Consider the following 15,741-nt stretch of genomic DNA (forward strand, 5'->3'; position numbering starts at 1 on the left):
TTGGACAGCTTCATATCAGCTAAATAGGGGAAGTGCAGGATTTTCTCCTACATCATGCCGCCCATTCACTGTATTAAATAAATAATAAAAGATACGATGTAAAAACCCCTATATAATCGGTTTCCAACTTTACGGTATTAGTATGATGTTAAATAAGATATCAGTATTAATAAAGAAAATCCAGTCAATATCCAGTCGGGAGTACCACCTCAAACCGGCCACGAAACGACCTACAGCTTAGAAGGCTGTTGGGGTTACCCTAATTAAAAAGCACTGCTTAGCTTAAAACCCTATTAAATTAACTTTCTCTGGTATCTAGTCAAATATAAAATAAAGAAATTGGGGCAGAAATAATAAAGTTCTGCCCCAATAATTCTGCCCCAAAAGAAAATTTCGCTCTTACAATGCTCTCTCCAACTATAACTATTATCGCATCATTCTTTTTCTCATTGCCAATTCATTTAAAAAACTTATCAATCCATTTTTTCAAATTAAGTGCGCCATTTTGAAGGACTAACTTATACATTTATAGAATTAAGACGCCTCTTGGTGATACAAAGCTTTTTGAAAAGAGGTAAATGTTTCTTGGATCTTACTTACGTCACCAAGTACTTCCAACGCATCTGAAATTGAATGATATTTCAATTCAAGTAATCGTGGTAATTTTTCTTGATCGAGCTCTTCAAAGCCAGTTTCAACATACTTAGATAGTACAAAATCAAGAAATTCTTTTTCTTTGTCTTCTAGATCTTTAAAAATACTAGACTTTGCTTTTGCAACTCGCTCTTCTCTGGAAATAGGCTTGATAGCATACGAAACAAATTCAAGGACATCAAACAAATCACTATTATCAGCATTTATTAAACTTTGTAATGCAGATAGTTCATCTTTTCCATATCCTGCGTCTGCCAGATTTTCTAATAATGCTTTCCGAGTCTTAGGATTGGACCATATTTCACGTAACTCTTCTTCACTTTTAAAGAAGGTCGGAAGCGTACCATACAAATTTTCTAAGAACTCTTCAGCCGAAATAGGTTTTCCATCAACACTCCAAAAGCTCGTAGCAACCGTATGTTGGATTTCTCGTTCTTTTCCATCTCTTAGCTTCACCCTTATTTTTTTATTTGGTTCATTTGGGTCATCTGGATCCCCCGGATCATCCCCTGGATCACCAGGGTTACCTGGATTATCTGGACCTCTTGGATCCTTAGGCTCCTTCGGTTCTGGTTCTACTGGCTCTCCATCCCACTCTGGATCATTAAAATTTAGATAAGCATCAACAAAGTCATATATAGTAAAAAATTTTTTACCCTCATATAGTCTTGTTCCCCGTCCAATAATTTGTTTAAATTCAATCATTTGTTTGACAGGACGCATAAGCACTATATTACGAACATTCCGAGCATCAACACCTGTAGACAGCTTTTTAGATGTTGTGAGAACTGTTGGGATTGTTTTCTCATTATCTTGAAAGTCCCGTAAATAAAGTTCCCCTAAAGCTGAATCCTCTGCAGTTACACGAACACAATATAAAGTTTCTTTACTATTACTATATTGATTAATAAGATCCCGAATAAGTGCCGCATGAGCTTGTGTTGCGCAAAAAACTATTGTTTTTTCTTTCTGATTAATCTCAGAAAGAAAAATTTGCACTCGTTTAGCTTCCCGCTCTCTTATTTCAATATTTCTATTGAAATCATCTTCGGTATATATTTTCCCTTCTTCTATTTCACCCTCAAGTACTTCATCGTCTGATGTATAAAGATAATCATCTAAAGTCGTTTTAATACGTTTTACTTTAAAAGGAGTTAGAAATCCATCATTGATTCCTTCTTTTAACGAGTAAACATAAATTGGCTTGCCAAAGTATTCATAAGTGTCAGCATTATGTTTTCTCTTTGGTGTCGCAGTTAGCCCTAGCTGAACCGCTGGATGAAAATATTCTAATATATCTCGCCAACTACTTTCATCATTAGCTCCCCCACGATGACACTCATCAATAATAATAAAATCAAAGTAATCTGGTGGATAATCACCAAAATAAGGCTTATTATCCTTTCCACTCATAAACGTCTGAAAAATAGTAAAGAAAATGTTGCCGTTTGTTGGTACTCTTCCTTTCTTTTTTATCTCTTTAGGGTTGATACGGACAAGAGCATCCTCAGGAAAAGCGGAAAAAGCATTAAAAGCTTGGTCGGCTAAAATATTTCTATCAGCTAAAAACAAGATGCGTGGCCTACGTGACCCATCACGTTTAAGATTCCAACGTGATTGAAATAGCTTCCAAGCAATTTGAAAGGCAATAAAGGTTTTACCTGTACCAGTAGCCAAAGTAAGTAATATACGCTGTTTCTCTTCAGCGATGGCCGTAACTGTTTTATTAATAGCAATTTCTTGATAATAACGAGGGGTTTTTGTGCCACCTATATCTTCAAATGGAACGCTATTGAACTTATCTCTCCATTCGTTTTGATCTGAAAAGATTCTATTCCATAGCTCATCAGGAGTCGGGAAAGAAGCCACTAAGCCTTCGTTTCCGCTTTTAATACACATCTCGTAAATTTGTTTTCCATTACTTGAATATGTATAATCTAACTCTAGCTTTTGGGCATAATCTTTGGCTTGGGCTACTCCTTCGCCTACTTCTAATTCATCACTCTTCGCCTCAATAACTGCTAACTTAATGCCATTAAAAACAAGGGTATAATCAGCTATTACTGGCTTTGCACGCCCACCAGCTTGAATTTTCCCAGCAGTAATATGAAACTCACGTAATACTTTTGAACCTTCAACAACTCCCCAACCGCTTTCTCTCAACTTTGGGTCAATAAGCTCAGCCCTTGTTTCAGCTTCATTCATATTTTAGGCCTCCTCAGAGTTCACCGTTAAAAGCTTTTTGTAATATTGATTTTCTCAGCTCATCTAAGTTAGTGAGTTTCTTTTGATATATATCTTCTAGTTTTTTTGTTTCTACTGAAAGTGCCTCCAACTTTTCTACAATGCTTTGTTGTTTCTTAAGAGGTGGGAGATTTATCTGCAGTTTTTTTGAATCGGGTACTCTCATATGTTGAACAGTAGAACCAGAAGCCAACGATTGTATTTGATGCTGTATATCATTTGATTGAAATGCATATAGCAAATATCTATTTTCTAAAACAGAACTGTTAACTCTATAGGAAACTAATCGCTGTCCCAAAAATACATGGTCATTGGTTTTAATCATACCGACCTGACCTAATGGAGCCTCACGGGTCAGAATTACATCCCCTCGCTTCGGAACTTGACGCCGGGTCCAAAGATTAAACGTTTCTTCATTTACATATTTCACAGCATCTAGATTTACTTGACCATTTTTCACGTTCGTAGTCCTAATCATCTTGAAAGGTGTTGACTCGTCTACTATTGGAGCTGTTTTATTTATGCAATCTATGATAGATTCACATACATCATCAATATATACTCTCTTAAAATTATCTCTTTGATTAGCAAAAGTTCCTTGCAAAGTTGACTCAAATAACTCTCGAGAATTCTTAAGGTTCTTTTCGTCATTTTCTTTTGTTTTATTAATATGATTAAAAGCTTTATCAATAAGAGCGACTATTCGGCGTTGTTCAGATAATGGTGGAATAGGTACTTCAATTTCCTTATATTCCTTAAGCTGAAGATTTCTAATACCAGTTGAATGTTTTTGTAAATCCTCCGTCAAGCCGGACAAATAGAAATAATGCAAAAATCTATGCAAATAATGACAATCTAATTCTTCTTTATTTACAATCCTTATTAAAGAAGTAAAGTTACTAAAAGAAAAATCCCCGCTCGTTTTATCGAAAATTACTACTCTTCCAACTGGCTGCTTTTTTCCGCCTCCTGATTTTTCCAGGATTATGTCGCCATATTCTAATTTTCTTTTAGCATATTGAGATTGCTGAACATCTAAATATGCTATTTCAGTAAAATCCAGTGTTCCTTCTTTTGTGAAATTTTTATTTCTGATAACACCTACTTCAATATAAGGAGGTTTTTTACCTTTCCAAAGTCCATTTATAAAACTACAAATATCCCCTAGTTTCTTCCTTTCCCAACCTTTCTTCATAGTAACCTCCTGATAGTACTTAATATTTCCGCACTCTCATCATCCAAATTTGCTATTTCATCTAGTATCTCTTCGGGGTCTCGTAAAATTATTTCGTTGTTTTTGTTTGGGTTTCTCACTGATAAGTCAAATGTTTCGGAATCGACATCTGAAATATTAACTGTCCATGAATTAACGGAATCAGCTTTAGTTTTCTGTAGTTCAATAAAATCCAGTAAGTCATTTTCATTTAAAGGATTTGTTTTCCCCAAGTTTCTTTCTAAATTTAGTTGATAATACCAAATATCACTGGTTGATTTACCTTTTTCAAAAAATAGTACTACTGTCTTCACCCCTGCTCCTGTAAAAGTACCACTTGGCATATCCAGAACGGTGTGTAGATTACAGTTTTCTAAGAGCTGTTTGCGAAGGTTAATTGAAGCATTATCTGTATTTGAGAGAAATGTGTTCTTAATTACTATTCCTGCTCGTCCCCCAGCTTTTAAGGTTTTCATAAAATGCTGAAGAAATAGGAAGGCTGTCTCCCCAGTTTTAATGGGAAAATTTTGTTGAACTTCAGCTCGTTCCTTACCACCAAATGGAGGATTTGCAAGTATAATACTATAACGGTCTTTATTCTCAATATCTGCTATGTTCTCAGTTAATGTATTTGTATGAACAACGTTGGGTGCCTCAATTCCATGTAAAATCATATTCATAACCCCAATAATATAAGCTAACGACTTTTTTTCTTTTCCGTAAAATGTTCTTTTTTGTAATGTGTCCATTTCAGCTGTACTTAAATCCTTACTTCCTTTTAAATATTCAAAAGCCTCAACTAAAAAGCCAGCCGAACCTGAAGCTCCATCGTAAATGCTATCTCCTATCTTAGGATCTACGACTTTTACTATAGATTTTATTAGTGGACGAGGGGTGTAATATTCGCCACCATTACGACCAGCATTACCCATGTTTTTTATCTTCTCTTCATATAAATGTGACATCTCATGTTTTTCAGCATGTGAACGGAACCTTAATTCATCTACATAGTTAATAACTTCTCGAAGGTTATATCCACTTTGAATTTTATTGTTTAATTCAGAAAAAATCTCACCAATTTTATATTCAATCGTGTCAGCATTTGTAGCTTCCAATTTAAATTTCTGCAGATATGGGAATAATTCATTATTCACAAAGTCTCTTAGGTCATCTCCAGTAAGAGCTTTATGGTGATTTAATTTACCATTTTCATCTTTTGGAGCTGCCCAAACTTCCCATTTAAATTCAGGTTTAATAATTTCTTTATATGAATGAGCAGATAATTCAGCCATTGTTTTTTTATCTCTCTCAAGGTCGTCTAAATACTTTAAAAAAAGTATCCATGAAGTTTGCTCTATGTAATCTAATTCACTCCCACAACCTGCATCTTTCCAAAGTACATCGTCAATATTTTTAAAAGTTAGTTCAAACATTTATTATCCTCCTGCGCTATTGTTCCTTTTTTATAAAATATTACCTTTTTATGAACTGTCCATAATCCTTATATTATACAACACTTGCAATATGGGGCTCAACCACATTTGAGATGGAGTGTGAGGATTAATTGAATCGTAAACTAGACTAAATATAATATTCCAACTTTCACACACTTAAAGGCAGGTATCCCTTGATAAAGCTTGGAATCCCTGCGTTCCAACATGTAATTGCAATTCGATGATCGCCTGAATTCTTTTGCTGGTCCAACTAATGGCATCTTCAAAAAGCTCGATCAGCTGTTAAAGCGCTACACCCCAATCAAAGTTACTGATTTCAACGCAACGTTCATAAAACATCTCGCCTAATGTGCGGTTGTCGGTGCTATACCGAGGTTGTCAGGACCACACAATGAACTGCTAGATAAATGGTTGTATGGCTGATCAAGGAAGTGAAGGAACGAGCCTGAAACCCTTCTGAATGAGGATATGAAGAGATTTTGTTGTTTTAAAGAACACACTCCGATATTCTAGCGCATTCCATAAATAAAGATGACCTCCTGGTCGCTTTAATGTTCAATCAGTGCTTAAAATCCCCAAACAGTCATTCTTTTTATGGAAATTATTTCTATATGTGAATTCATAAGAGAAACGTTCGCGCGATTACACTATCATTTGTCGTCTGTTTTGCTTATAAATCCAGGAGCCATAACTGTTTCTTTCAGTAGTAGTGATCGGGGTGGAACCGCCTCCCTTCGAACCACCTTTTTGAGCGTAATTTTCAAATAAATATACTATAATTATTTAATGCTTAGAAATTCACCCATATTTACATATCTGTTGCTTACCTTTCTATTACTAATTTCCTCTGTTTCTTAACCTCTATATTCCAGTCTTTATAAGAAGGTAAATCAATTTTAGAAACTTCCTTACTATTTAGCCGATGATATTTATTGGAAAACTCCCTTCCAGCCTTATCATTATCCGTACAGAAAGTTATTTGCTTCACGTTATGGCCTTCCTTGACCATTCGTTTTATTTCATCAATCATGGTCTGCCTTTTGAGCCCGGACATAGAAACTAAACGTGTGTCTTGCAGCTTTTCTTTCTTTATACTCCAATATGAAAGTGCATCAATCGGGCTTTCAAAAAGATAAATAGAATTAGGCTTACCAATATCAACTGAAAACCCTGCTGAACCATGGCTGTTCCTATCAATACCTTTAAACATTCGCCCATCTTTCATTGGAGAAGTACCTTGTCGATCTGCCCCTACAATCTCCCCTTGATGCTTCCACTTAAACACTACATTCCCGAGCTTGTCCTGTGCGATTAAATCTTTTTTATCAAGCCAATCAACAATCTTAGGATGAATCTTCCGCTCTTTCGTAAGATAATCTTTAGCTTTTGTCCTATCGTTCACTTCATAATGGGAAGGATATTGATAAGGCTCCTTAGGCTTTTGCACTTGGGAATTGTCTTTCACTTTATAACCTTGTGCATTCAGATCCAGAACAGCTTCCGGAAAACTCATGCCATAAAACATTTTGGCAAAGTTAATGACTCCAGCTCCTTTTTCGTCTCTGGAGTTCCAAGCATACATTTGATCTTTAATTACTAAACTGTCATGCACTTGGTGTCGGTAGTACCTCCCCTCTTTCTTCAATGGCTCCCCTTTACGCTCAAGATAGTCTATGAGATCCACGTTACGAGCAACCTCCACTTGGTCCGCGCTTACATGTTTGGCCATGCAGGACTTCCTCCTTTCTAAAATTAGATATAAAAAAAGACAGGGAGAAAACTCCCTGTCTAGCGTTCAACCTCTACTTTTTCTTTTTGCTTTTCCTTTTGCTGAATAGCCTCATTGTTACCCTTTCCATTCTTCATTTCTGAAGTGGTGCTTTCTTTTTCTTTCTCTTCATGGAACTCTCGGTCCAGCTTACTTTCGATTTGAGATAGTCGCTGCTCCCCACGATCGGTCAATGGTAGTTCTTTTAATTCTTGAAGAGATTCTTTCTTAAGCTGGTACACATCTTCATTGCTGTGAGTCTCCTGAAAAGCACGCATCCGGTTTAAACGGTCTTGCCGGTCATTGTTTTCTTCTTTATCCAATTCTTTTCCAACTGTTGGTTCAATAAAGTTCATGAGCTCCTTCTTATAAGCATCTTTGAAATCATGATGAGAATATTCCTCATCGGCCTTTTCCTCCTTACCAAATGGCCCGTTATCCTTTTCAGCCTTGCTCACTTGGCTTCTGTACATCTCTCGAAGCTTTTCTGAAGGTAACTTCTCCCTTTCTTGTTTCTCCTCTTCCACTTCATGTTTTTGTTCTTTAGCATTCATACTCTTCTCCCCTTCCTTTTCTTGTTCCATTGATTCTTCAATAGTCATAATGAATTCTTTAGCTGTTGACTGAACCTCTTGTAATAAGTATTCATGGTCTTTAAATTCATGGTCCTTAGTCCAGTGATGCAGATAATCTAACGAGTAGTCACTGGTATCTATATTGAAATAAGAAGCAACCGTGTAAGCTGTCATTTCCGCCTGAAATTCTTTTTCAGGTTTAGTGTAGTCATTTATATTTTCCTTTGTGTGAAGCTTGGCATGAGTTAGTTCATGTAATAGAGTCTTTGTATCTTGTCGCTCAGAGTTACGCGGATTAAGAGCTACTTCTCCTTTTCCTGTGTAACTTACTCCTTTAGCTGACCCTAACTCTTCATAAGGCTCTACAATCTGAATATTGTTTTTATCAGCTATAGCTTCCATTCCTTGCCGTAGCTGAGTGTAGTTTTCAATCTCCCCATCAATCCATTTGTTAGGAAAGATTTGTGGCAAATCTTTTTGATTTGCTGTTGTCTGGGATACATCAAACACACTCCCGGTAGAATAAACAAGACGGCCATCTCGTTTGTCGAGTTGACCGTCTTTGACTTGTTGCTTTTCTGTTTTCGTCGCATATTTCAAAGGTTTCCATTCTCCTTCTTTATCTTGAAACTGCTGGCCTAAACGATTAGGCACGAGAACCTTTAGACTTTTCTCTCCTTTGTTTACGGAAAACCCTTTATCTTTCCAGTATGCGTAGGAACCTACAGCTTCTGCTCCTGGAAACTGTGAATCAATTAATGCCGTATTACGTGGGGAATACCGGTGAAACTTCCCCATAAAGTCTAGATACTCTTTCATTTGTTCAGGAGAATGAAAGTGGTTTGAAATACTTTTTTCCATTCCCTCTGTCAGTCGATTGATTTCCTCTTTAACCTTTTCTGGTGATTTCTTACTATAAGATTGTTTAGTCTGCACCATGATCCCCAGCTCCCTCGCTGATGTTCATGAGTTCTTCCATTTCTTCCTCATCGTAATTGGGTACTGTATTTAATATCAGTTCCTTTGTTTTCTTATGAAAAGGAATGAGTAGGTTCTCTTGATTCACTAAATGTTGCTCAAGATCATCCATTTCCTCATCACTTAACGCTAAGGTATATTCCTTCTGTCCCACGTCCATTACGAGCTCATTATTTTCACTTAAACGCTTAAACACACCAACTTCATAATTGCTATTAAACAAAAGCATTCCTTCCACTCCTTTATTGGATAATTCCTCATGAATAACCTTAGCTTGATGCTGGTTGAGTCTCTCCGGCACTTATTCTCTTCTGACGCTGATGACTGATTCTTTCTTCTACCGCTTGCCTCGCATCCTTCATCGCTTGGCTCTCAAAAATTGGTGTCGTCACACAGCTTTCTAAGTTTTGGTCCATCGCAAAACCATTCATTAATTCAAGGAGTACCTGCGTATTTTTATCACTTCGATTGGCTGCTAACCGCAGTCTTTTCATCTCTTCAGAAAACACTTCTTGAAAACGTTGAGCCATTAAACTCATGACATATTCCTGAGAGTTGTCCTTCGATTTTTGCGTTTCCCACTCTTCAATCATTCGATCTAAGGCTTCACCAGGATAACGAATATGATGCTGTTCCTGATACTCATTAATTAACGCTATCGTTTCTTCATGAAGCGTAACATTTTGCCGCCTTCCCATTTATACACCCTACCCTTCTCTTTCGATTTTTCGTTCCAACTTCTGATGATCCAAGTCATTGATAAACTGATCATACGTTTGTCCCATCGAACGTTGAATGCTTCTCAAGGAACGTTGTAATTGAACTCCTGACGGCATGGACTTATAAGGGTGCTTTATATTGGAAGTTTGTCTAGGATACTGCTGACGATCGTACCGTTTCATTTCTTGTAAGAAAGCATTGCCCATTCGTTTATAGAGGTCATCCAACTTGTTTTGTTTGTAATGCTGATATCGCTTCTTATCCTTAAGCCCATCACCATAGGCTTGTTTTAATTCGTTGACTTCTTGATCCAATTTTTCATGTAGCTGGTTCATATCTTTGCCATGATACTTATCTAAATACCTTGTCGTTAGTTCATCAATCTTCGCCCGAATAGGATTCAGCGTTTGATAGCCATAGTGCCACTGCCGCTTATCCTTAGGCAAGTGATTATACACATCGAGGAACATAGGTTTTATTTCTCTATTGCTCCATTTCATGCTGCTATTTTCTTTCTTTGAATTAACCATGTGATCACGAATCAACGAGTTAATTTGATTTCGTTCTTGCGTTCGATTTAACAAGCCATTCACGACTTCACTTTTCATCGCGTCTAGAGTTTTCGGCTTTCGCTTTCCACGTTCACGAGTCGGATTTGGTTCGATTGTGGCCACATGAATATGAATGTTATCGGTGTTATAGTGAATGGCCGCCGACCAAACAGCACTCTCTTGTAATCCCTCTTTTTTCATCATCGACTGCATGGATTTCCGTGTCACTTGCTTCAAAGCATCTTCATCTAAAGTGTGTGTCTTTGAATCATAAACGCCTCGGTTTTGAAGCCATTCATTATCAAATGTAATGACATCTTGCCACATGATACTATTCTTTTTTTGTGCCTGTTCAAACAGAGATTTAATGCCCTGTTTTCCTTCCTGCGATAAATGATCCGACTGCTGAGTAAACAAGGCAGAGGCTTTATCCGGATTGTCCATATAATGATTATACAAACTAAACATGGACCGATGAGCATCACCCTTTCCTTTGGCCTCTTCCCGATCCACGTATTGCACATAATCTTGGAATCCTTTTTTTTTCGCTGTCACGAATTTTGTTTTTAAAACCACGCCAGGCGTTATAGTTTCACTCATGCTTCTTCACCTGGTTCTTCTATCTGTAAGAGATCATTCATTTCTCGAATCGCTGTATAACAATGAGCCATCGTTTGAATGTTTCGATCGACTAATTGCTGGAGTCTTTGTTCACGATGGTTCTCTTCTCGAAAGACAGCCAACTGATGCAACTGAGCATGTAAAAACTCTTGCCGACTTAACCCTTTTTCTTCCGCAAGTTCGTCAATTCGTTGAACAGTTTTCGGATCCATATATCGAATTCTTACTTCCATTACCATCACTCCTTTTGATGAAGTCCCTAAAACTAGTGAATAAAGAGAAGAGCATAAGGGGTTTTTGTTCCCACTTGGCGTGTGAATCCCGGCAGAGCCGGGCAAAACGAGGGAACAAGAAAATCTCCAGATGTGCGGTCACTGTGCGTCTAAAACAGGAACAATCATTCGTGTATTCACCTTGATGTGTGGTCCCTGCACCGGAGGTGTGTGGTCCTTGTGTTGACGTATAGCGTAATCACTGCCCTTATTCGTTTGATAACATCTCCCTTTTTTCTTCTAACATCTTTATCTTCTCCTTGATGGTTTGAATGGCTAATTCATGCTCGGCTGCTTCTTGATTGATCTGCTCTTTTTCATTTTCCAGATGATGAATTCGAGCCTCTGTTTGCTTTTTCTCTTCCTCTGTTTCGTATAGAAGCTCCGATTCTAATTCAACGGTTTTTTGATCAATTGCTTTGATTCGTTCATCAATGGATTGGATACGTTTCTTCTTCTCTTTCCTTGTTTCTTTCGCCTCTTCAATCTCCTCAGATACAGCAGCCACTTCATACTTTTGCGCTGATAAAATGCTTAATTGCTTGTCCATTTCTACTTCGCGTTGATCGGTATAAATCCTCGCCAGTTCTTTCTTTTCCTCACCTCCTTTCAGGGAATTTTGAGCATTCCCTTTGGTTAATAGCGTATTGGTATTTTCTTTGTTTACATCTAAGGCCATAACATCAAAGGAAGGACTTACCTGTTGGATGCTTATGACGTACCTGCTTTCATCGTTATACTCTACGTGTGTTGGTAGATCACGTTTGGGATGCTCTTTTTCCTGAGCCGTGAAGCTTAATTTTTCATCTAATAAAGTAGTTGATTTATTAAGGTTCAAGGTGACAACCATCAGGTTTTTCGTTGGATTATAAACCCATTCCTTTATGGTCAGTTCGCCTGATCCTTGTAAGTTCAGAGGTTGATTGACAGGCGTTTGCTGAACTTTACTCTGCTCTTCATCACCAAAGATAAAACCTGAAAACAAGAAAAAAAGAATCGCCATAGCCATGACGCTTAATCCAATAAGATATTTTTTTGAGGTCCCTTCCGTGATGTGTTTCGTTTGTTTTTTCATGATTAGCCTCCCTCTTCTACGTCTTGGAAATCTGTTATCTTCCAATGGCCATCTTCCCTATGAACTTTTATATGGAGGAACACGGGAGACACCTGTTTTTGATCACTCTGCAAAGAAAAAAGCGTGTGTTTAAATTGAACGAACACGCTTGCTTGATTGTTTGTGAGATTACCTGTTTTGATATATATTTCTACTTCCTCTACTTCCGTTTTCCTGTCTCCTTTATAGGTATCTGTAGGAAAGAAGGTTGCAGCTAAATCGTTGCTCATCACCTCTTTTGCTTTCTCTTTTCTTTCTTGATAGGTCTCTTTATCCTGTTGAAAGGATACCTTTATAAACGTAGAAACCTGCTTCACTAAAGCGTTATATCTCGCTTGAATGTCCGCAGGTTTCCGTTTTTGTAACGTCTTCTTTAATTCCTTATTTTCTTCCAAAATCATTTCGTTTTTCTCTTCTAATTGTTGCAATTCCTTCTGTTGATCGTCATTGGCTATCGTTTGTGCAGCATATATATTCACCGATGTGAGAATGATTAATAGAGCGACAAACACACCAAAAAGAACCCGTCTTTTCATCCATGTTCTCCTTTCTTAAAGCCCCAGATAAGGAGCAGGGTCCACGTCCGAACGATACTGGTTTTTGGTCATGACTTCGAAATGAAGATGGGGGCCTGTAGAGTTTCCTGTCGTACCACACTTGCCAACTTCTGAACCTTTTTGGATCATCTCTCCGTTTTGTACACTTATCGCATACAAATGGGCATAGTGACTATAAAGTTCCTCTTCATGTTTCACTAGAACGTTATTTCCGTAACCAGAATTTTTTCTTACCACCTCTACCACTTGGCCGTTATCGACGCTTTGAATAGGCGTTACGGCATTCGTACAGGCAAAGTCAATTCCTCTATGCATATCCGGCGTTCCATCAAAGGGATCGGAGCGCATACCGTAATCGGAGGTTTGGGTAAGAGCCCCTTCAATGGGCATCACCCATTCTCCAGTTGGTTGTAAATCGGCTTCAATAATTCCGCCTTTAAGGTAACTTAAAACAGCCTCCACATAACCAATATCGCCATAACAAGCTCCTGTTTCTGCCGACTCCGGTCGAATGCAGGAATACATGCCTGTGTGTTTCAATTCCTGGTATTTCGTTCTTGAAAATTCGATGGCTAACTCCTTGCTGTACTCCCCATTGTTGTGTTCGTTTGCGTAATCAATAAAGCCTCCCCCGAAGTTATAAGCTTGAAGGGTCAGCTTAATATCTCCTCCGGCTTTTTCCAGCATCTCCGAGAAGTATCGGATCCCCACCTTGATACTTCTTTCGGGATCCTCAATCGTGTTTGGAGGTAAACCAAGAGACTCACTTGCTTGCATTACATCATCTACACGTCCTCCCGATTCCTGCATCGTTTTGGCCAAGAGAAGCTCCACATATTTGGACACCCTATACTGTTCGGCATATTCTTCAAATAGAGGACGATACTCTTCTAAGGCAGGGGAAACTTGCGCTGTACCATTGACTACATCCACGGACCTCACATCTTCACTAGAGGAAGACTTTTGATAACCAATCACCCCTGTGATGACAGATGCATACAAGAGCACTTGTAGAAGGAAGAGAGCTACTAAAATACCAATCAACCATAGCCATACCTTCCGAGGAACTAACCCAAGGAGAAGGGACCAAGGCATCCTTAAGCACCTCCTCCAAATAACGCTAACTCTTCGTCCGATACCTCCACCTTGAAGCGAATGTTTTCCACCGCACGAATGCTTAACATCGTCTCTCCTGTTTGTAGATAAGGGATATCTTTTAATTCACTTTGGCTTAATTGCCCCATGAATATTTGCTGCATCATCTCCAAGTTGTTACTATCCTGCTGCATAATAATTTTGTATTGGGTCAGTTCAAAAAGCTTCTTGATTTCCTCCACCATACTTTGATCCGAACCCTCAGGAACAAAATCGCGAATCGTGTGACTGGCATAGAGAAGAGCACCAAAATACTTCCTGGCCTCTCGGCTAAACTTTGTTAGGAAATCGAGAGCACTCTCACTTTTCTTCTTTGTGTTTATGATATGGTGGGCTTCATCCATTAATATGAGATATCGTACAGCATCTTCAAAAGCTAATTCTCCTCGATTATAAGCATCAAATTGAGGAGACCCATTCGTTAGCATGGAGTCCCATAAGAGATTGAGAACGTTAAACAATTGCGCTTGGAAAACCTCAGCTCTCATTTGAGATAGGCCCCTGAGGGTAAACGTAACGACCTGTTGCTCATCAAAGTGTGCAATGGTTGATACGCCATTGAATAGATGCGCGTAGGTTTCTACAAGGTTTCGAATGTTTAATTCGATGCTCTCCAGACGTCGTTTCCTTTCCTGACTTAACTTCTCCCTTTGCTTTCCTTCCTTGATATTTTCATAGAGTTGTTCTTCGATAAAGGCAAGAAAATCGGTAAAGACCGGGTACTTATGAACAGAAAGTTCGGTTATATTTGATTTTGAATCATCGTTCCATAAGCCGAGCTTTTCATAGAGCTTTCTTAATAGATTTTCATATTCTTTCAATTCACTATCATTCGCTTCAGGGGCTAAGAATTTATAGAATGTCGTCAACTTGGATAAATGCTGAGTAAAGGAGGTATATTCATCCTCTGCCGTTCGATATACCTGCAAAGGGTTGATGACCCCATCTGACCCATCGAGCGCAATTTGTTTCCCGCCTAAAGCTTCCGTTAGCTCTACAAATTCTCCGGTTACATCAAACGTCCGAACCTTATATCCTTTAATCGCGTTATCCATCATAATTTTCTTAAGCGTAGTAGATTTTCCTGCTCCCATCGCCCCCACCATGACTCCGTTATAACTCTTACGCTGCTGATCTCTATGAAAAAGATCAAAGACGACATTTCCTCCGGTGAGTGTCGTACCATAGAACGTACCGTAAGGATCGTTTAAGCTAGTAAAATGAAAAGGAAAGCCACCCGCTAACCCTAGTGCGGGTATCGGATGACCTTCCCTCTTGTTTCGATAAGTGGATTGTTCTGTATAATTCGTGAGAAGTGATTTCCATTCGAATTCCTGTTCGTTTAAGAAAATAGATCCTCTGAAATTCTCGTCCTGTAATATCGATAAGACGACTTTCACTTTATCTTCCAGCTCTTCTCTTGTTGGCGCACTTACATAATGTCTTAGGTGAACACGTTTAATGATTTCTCCTTCCTCAGAGACCTGATTGTATAGCTCCCTCAAATCATCGTAGTTATTTTGCGCCTCTATAATGCCAGCATTATCTTTTTCATTAATCATTCGGGAACTTTGTTCAGCCATCCCTTTGTTTAAACCATCCCGGACTTTGTAACGATCGTCCGAGACAATATCCATCGTTGTAATGACATTCTCCATATTGAAAATAGGTTCTAGCCAAAAGTCCGAAACGTTTTTAGGGAAGGCATACACATGGACACAAACTTCATAGCCATCTCCTTTACGAATAAAAGATTCTTGGAACTTAACCCCTCCTTGTGGTTGGATATGGGCAAGCAAGAAAGGATTGTAGCCTTTTTCTTGGATTGCTTCGGTATCACTTTTCTTTTTTAGAAATGAGAACAA

General features: G+C 38.3%; 13 protein-coding genes. All 13 read right to left on the reverse strand.

Annotation, left to right across the window (positions count from 1 at the left end; genetic code table 11):
• Window positions 1–534: 534 nt before the first annotated feature.
• A complete protein-coding gene (hsdR, locus tag BMZ06_RS08855) occupies window positions 535–2,859 on the reverse strand; it encodes an EcoAI/FtnUII family type I restriction enzme subunit R (RefSeq protein ID WP_089751693.1) in 2,325 nt (774 codons plus the stop codon).
• A gap of 13 nt (window positions 2,860–2,872) precedes the next feature.
• On the reverse strand, window positions 2,873–4,093 hold the full coding sequence (locus tag BMZ06_RS20960; protein WP_217646820.1) for a restriction endonuclease subunit S: 1,221 nt from the start codon (window positions 4,091–4,093) through the stop codon (window positions 2,873–2,875).
• Complete coding sequence (locus BMZ06_RS08870) at window positions 4,090–5,544, reverse strand: class I SAM-dependent DNA methyltransferase (protein WP_089751694.1); 1,455 nt, start codon at window positions 5,542–5,544, stop codon at window positions 4,090–4,092. The genes BMZ06_RS20960 and BMZ06_RS08870 overlap by 4 nt, the downstream gene beginning before the upstream one ends.
• Before the next feature lie 844 nt (window positions 5,545–6,388).
• Window positions 6,389–7,294 (reverse strand): toprim domain-containing protein, encoded by a 906-nt coding sequence (locus BMZ06_RS08875; protein ID WP_089751695.1) that lies wholly within the window; start codon window positions 7,292–7,294, stop codon window positions 6,389–6,391.
• 59 nt (window positions 7,295–7,353) lie between these two features.
• Window positions 7,354–8,847 (reverse strand): ArdC-like ssDNA-binding domain-containing protein, encoded by a 1,494-nt coding sequence (locus tag BMZ06_RS08880; protein ID WP_089751696.1) that lies wholly within the window; start codon window positions 8,845–8,847, stop codon window positions 7,354–7,356.
• Complete coding sequence (locus tag BMZ06_RS08885) at window positions 8,834–9,115, reverse strand: hypothetical protein (protein ID WP_089751697.1); 282 nt, start codon at window positions 9,113–9,115, stop codon at window positions 8,834–8,836. The genes BMZ06_RS08880 and BMZ06_RS08885 overlap by 14 nt, the downstream gene beginning before the upstream one ends.
• A 40-nt stretch (window positions 9,116–9,155) precedes the next feature.
• Entirely contained in the window at window positions 9,156–9,584 is a 429-nt protein-coding gene (locus tag BMZ06_RS08890; RefSeq protein WP_089751698.1) for a hypothetical protein, read from the reverse strand.
• Window positions 9,585–9,593: 9 nt separating this feature from the next.
• Window positions 9,594–10,757 (reverse strand): MobP2 family relaxase, encoded by a 1,164-nt coding sequence (mobP2, locus tag BMZ06_RS08895; protein WP_089751699.1) that lies wholly within the window; start codon window positions 10,755–10,757, stop codon window positions 9,594–9,596.
• A complete protein-coding gene (locus BMZ06_RS08900; protein WP_014641917.1) occupies window positions 10,754–11,011 on the reverse strand; it encodes a hypothetical protein in 258 nt (85 codons plus the stop codon). Before BMZ06_RS08900 ends, mobP2 begins: the two co-directional genes overlap by 4 nt.
• A gap of 247 nt (window positions 11,012–11,258) precedes the next feature.
• Window positions 11,259–12,125, reverse strand: coding sequence for a hypothetical protein (locus tag BMZ06_RS08905; protein WP_089751700.1), 867 nt, complete (start codon window positions 12,123–12,125; stop codon window positions 11,259–11,261).
• Window positions 12,126–12,127: 2 nt separating this feature from the next.
• Window positions 12,128–12,700, reverse strand: a complete 573-nt coding sequence (locus tag BMZ06_RS08910) for a coiled-coil domain-containing protein (RefSeq protein ID WP_089751701.1) — start codon at window positions 12,698–12,700, stop codon at window positions 12,128–12,130.
• A gap of 15 nt (window positions 12,701–12,715) precedes the next feature.
• Window positions 12,716–13,816 carry a lysozyme family protein gene (locus BMZ06_RS08915; RefSeq protein WP_089751702.1) on the reverse strand — a complete coding sequence of 367 codons (1,101 nt, stop codon included), beginning with the start codon at window positions 13,814–13,816 and terminating at the stop codon, window positions 12,716–12,718.
• A 2-nt stretch (window positions 13,817–13,818) separates the two neighbouring features.
• Complete coding sequence (locus BMZ06_RS08920) at window positions 13,819–15,741, reverse strand: VirB4 family type IV secretion system protein (RefSeq protein WP_089751703.1); 1,923 nt, start codon at window positions 15,739–15,741, stop codon at window positions 13,819–13,821.

Source organism: Halobacillus alkaliphilus, from assembly GCF_900113125.1.
GTDB lineage: Bacteria > Bacillota > Bacilli > Bacillales > Halobacillaceae > Halobacillus > Halobacillus alkaliphilus.

Bases quoted from the DNA above. Each gene is read 5' to 3' on its own strand.
- hsdR (WP_089751693.1), bottom strand. From the start codon at position 2,859: ATGAATGAAGCTGAAACAAGGGCTGAGCTTATTGACCCAAAGTTGAGA.
- BMZ06_RS20960 (WP_217646820.1), bottom strand. From the start codon at position 4,093: ATGAAGAAAGGTTGGGAAAGGAAGAAACTAGGGGATATTTGTAGTTTT.
- BMZ06_RS08870 (WP_089751694.1), bottom strand. From the start codon at position 5,544: ATGTTTGAACTAACTTTTAAAAATATTGACGATGTACTTTGGAAAGAT.
- BMZ06_RS08875 (WP_089751695.1), bottom strand. From the start codon at position 7,294: ATGGCCAAACATGTAAGCGCGGACCAAGTGGAGGTTGCTCGTAACGTG.
- BMZ06_RS08880 (WP_089751696.1), bottom strand. From the start codon at position 8,847: ATGGTGCAGACTAAACAATCTTATAGTAAGAAATCACCAGAAAAGGTT.
- BMZ06_RS08885 (WP_089751697.1), bottom strand. From the start codon at position 9,115: ATGCTTTTGTTTAATAGCAATTATGAAGTTGGTGTGTTTAAGCGTTTA.
- BMZ06_RS08890 (WP_089751698.1), bottom strand. From the start codon at position 9,584: ATGGGAAGGCGGCAAAATGTTACGCTTCATGAAGAAACGATAGCGTTA.
- mobP2 (WP_089751699.1), bottom strand. From the start codon at position 10,757: ATGAGTGAAACTATAACGCCTGGCGTGGTTTTAAAAACAAAATTCGTG.
- BMZ06_RS08900 (WP_014641917.1), bottom strand. From the start codon at position 11,011: ATGGAAGTAAGAATTCGATATATGGATCCGAAAACTGTTCAACGAATT.
- BMZ06_RS08905 (WP_089751700.1), bottom strand. From the start codon at position 12,125: ATGAAAAAACAAACGAAACACATCACGGAAGGGACCTCAAAAAAATAT.
- BMZ06_RS08910 (WP_089751701.1), bottom strand. From the start codon at position 12,700: ATGAAAAGACGGGTTCTTTTTGGTGTGTTTGTCGCTCTATTAATCATT.
- BMZ06_RS08915 (WP_089751702.1), bottom strand. From the start codon at position 13,816: ATGCCTTGGTCCCTTCTCCTTGGGTTAGTTCCTCGGAAGGTATGGCTA.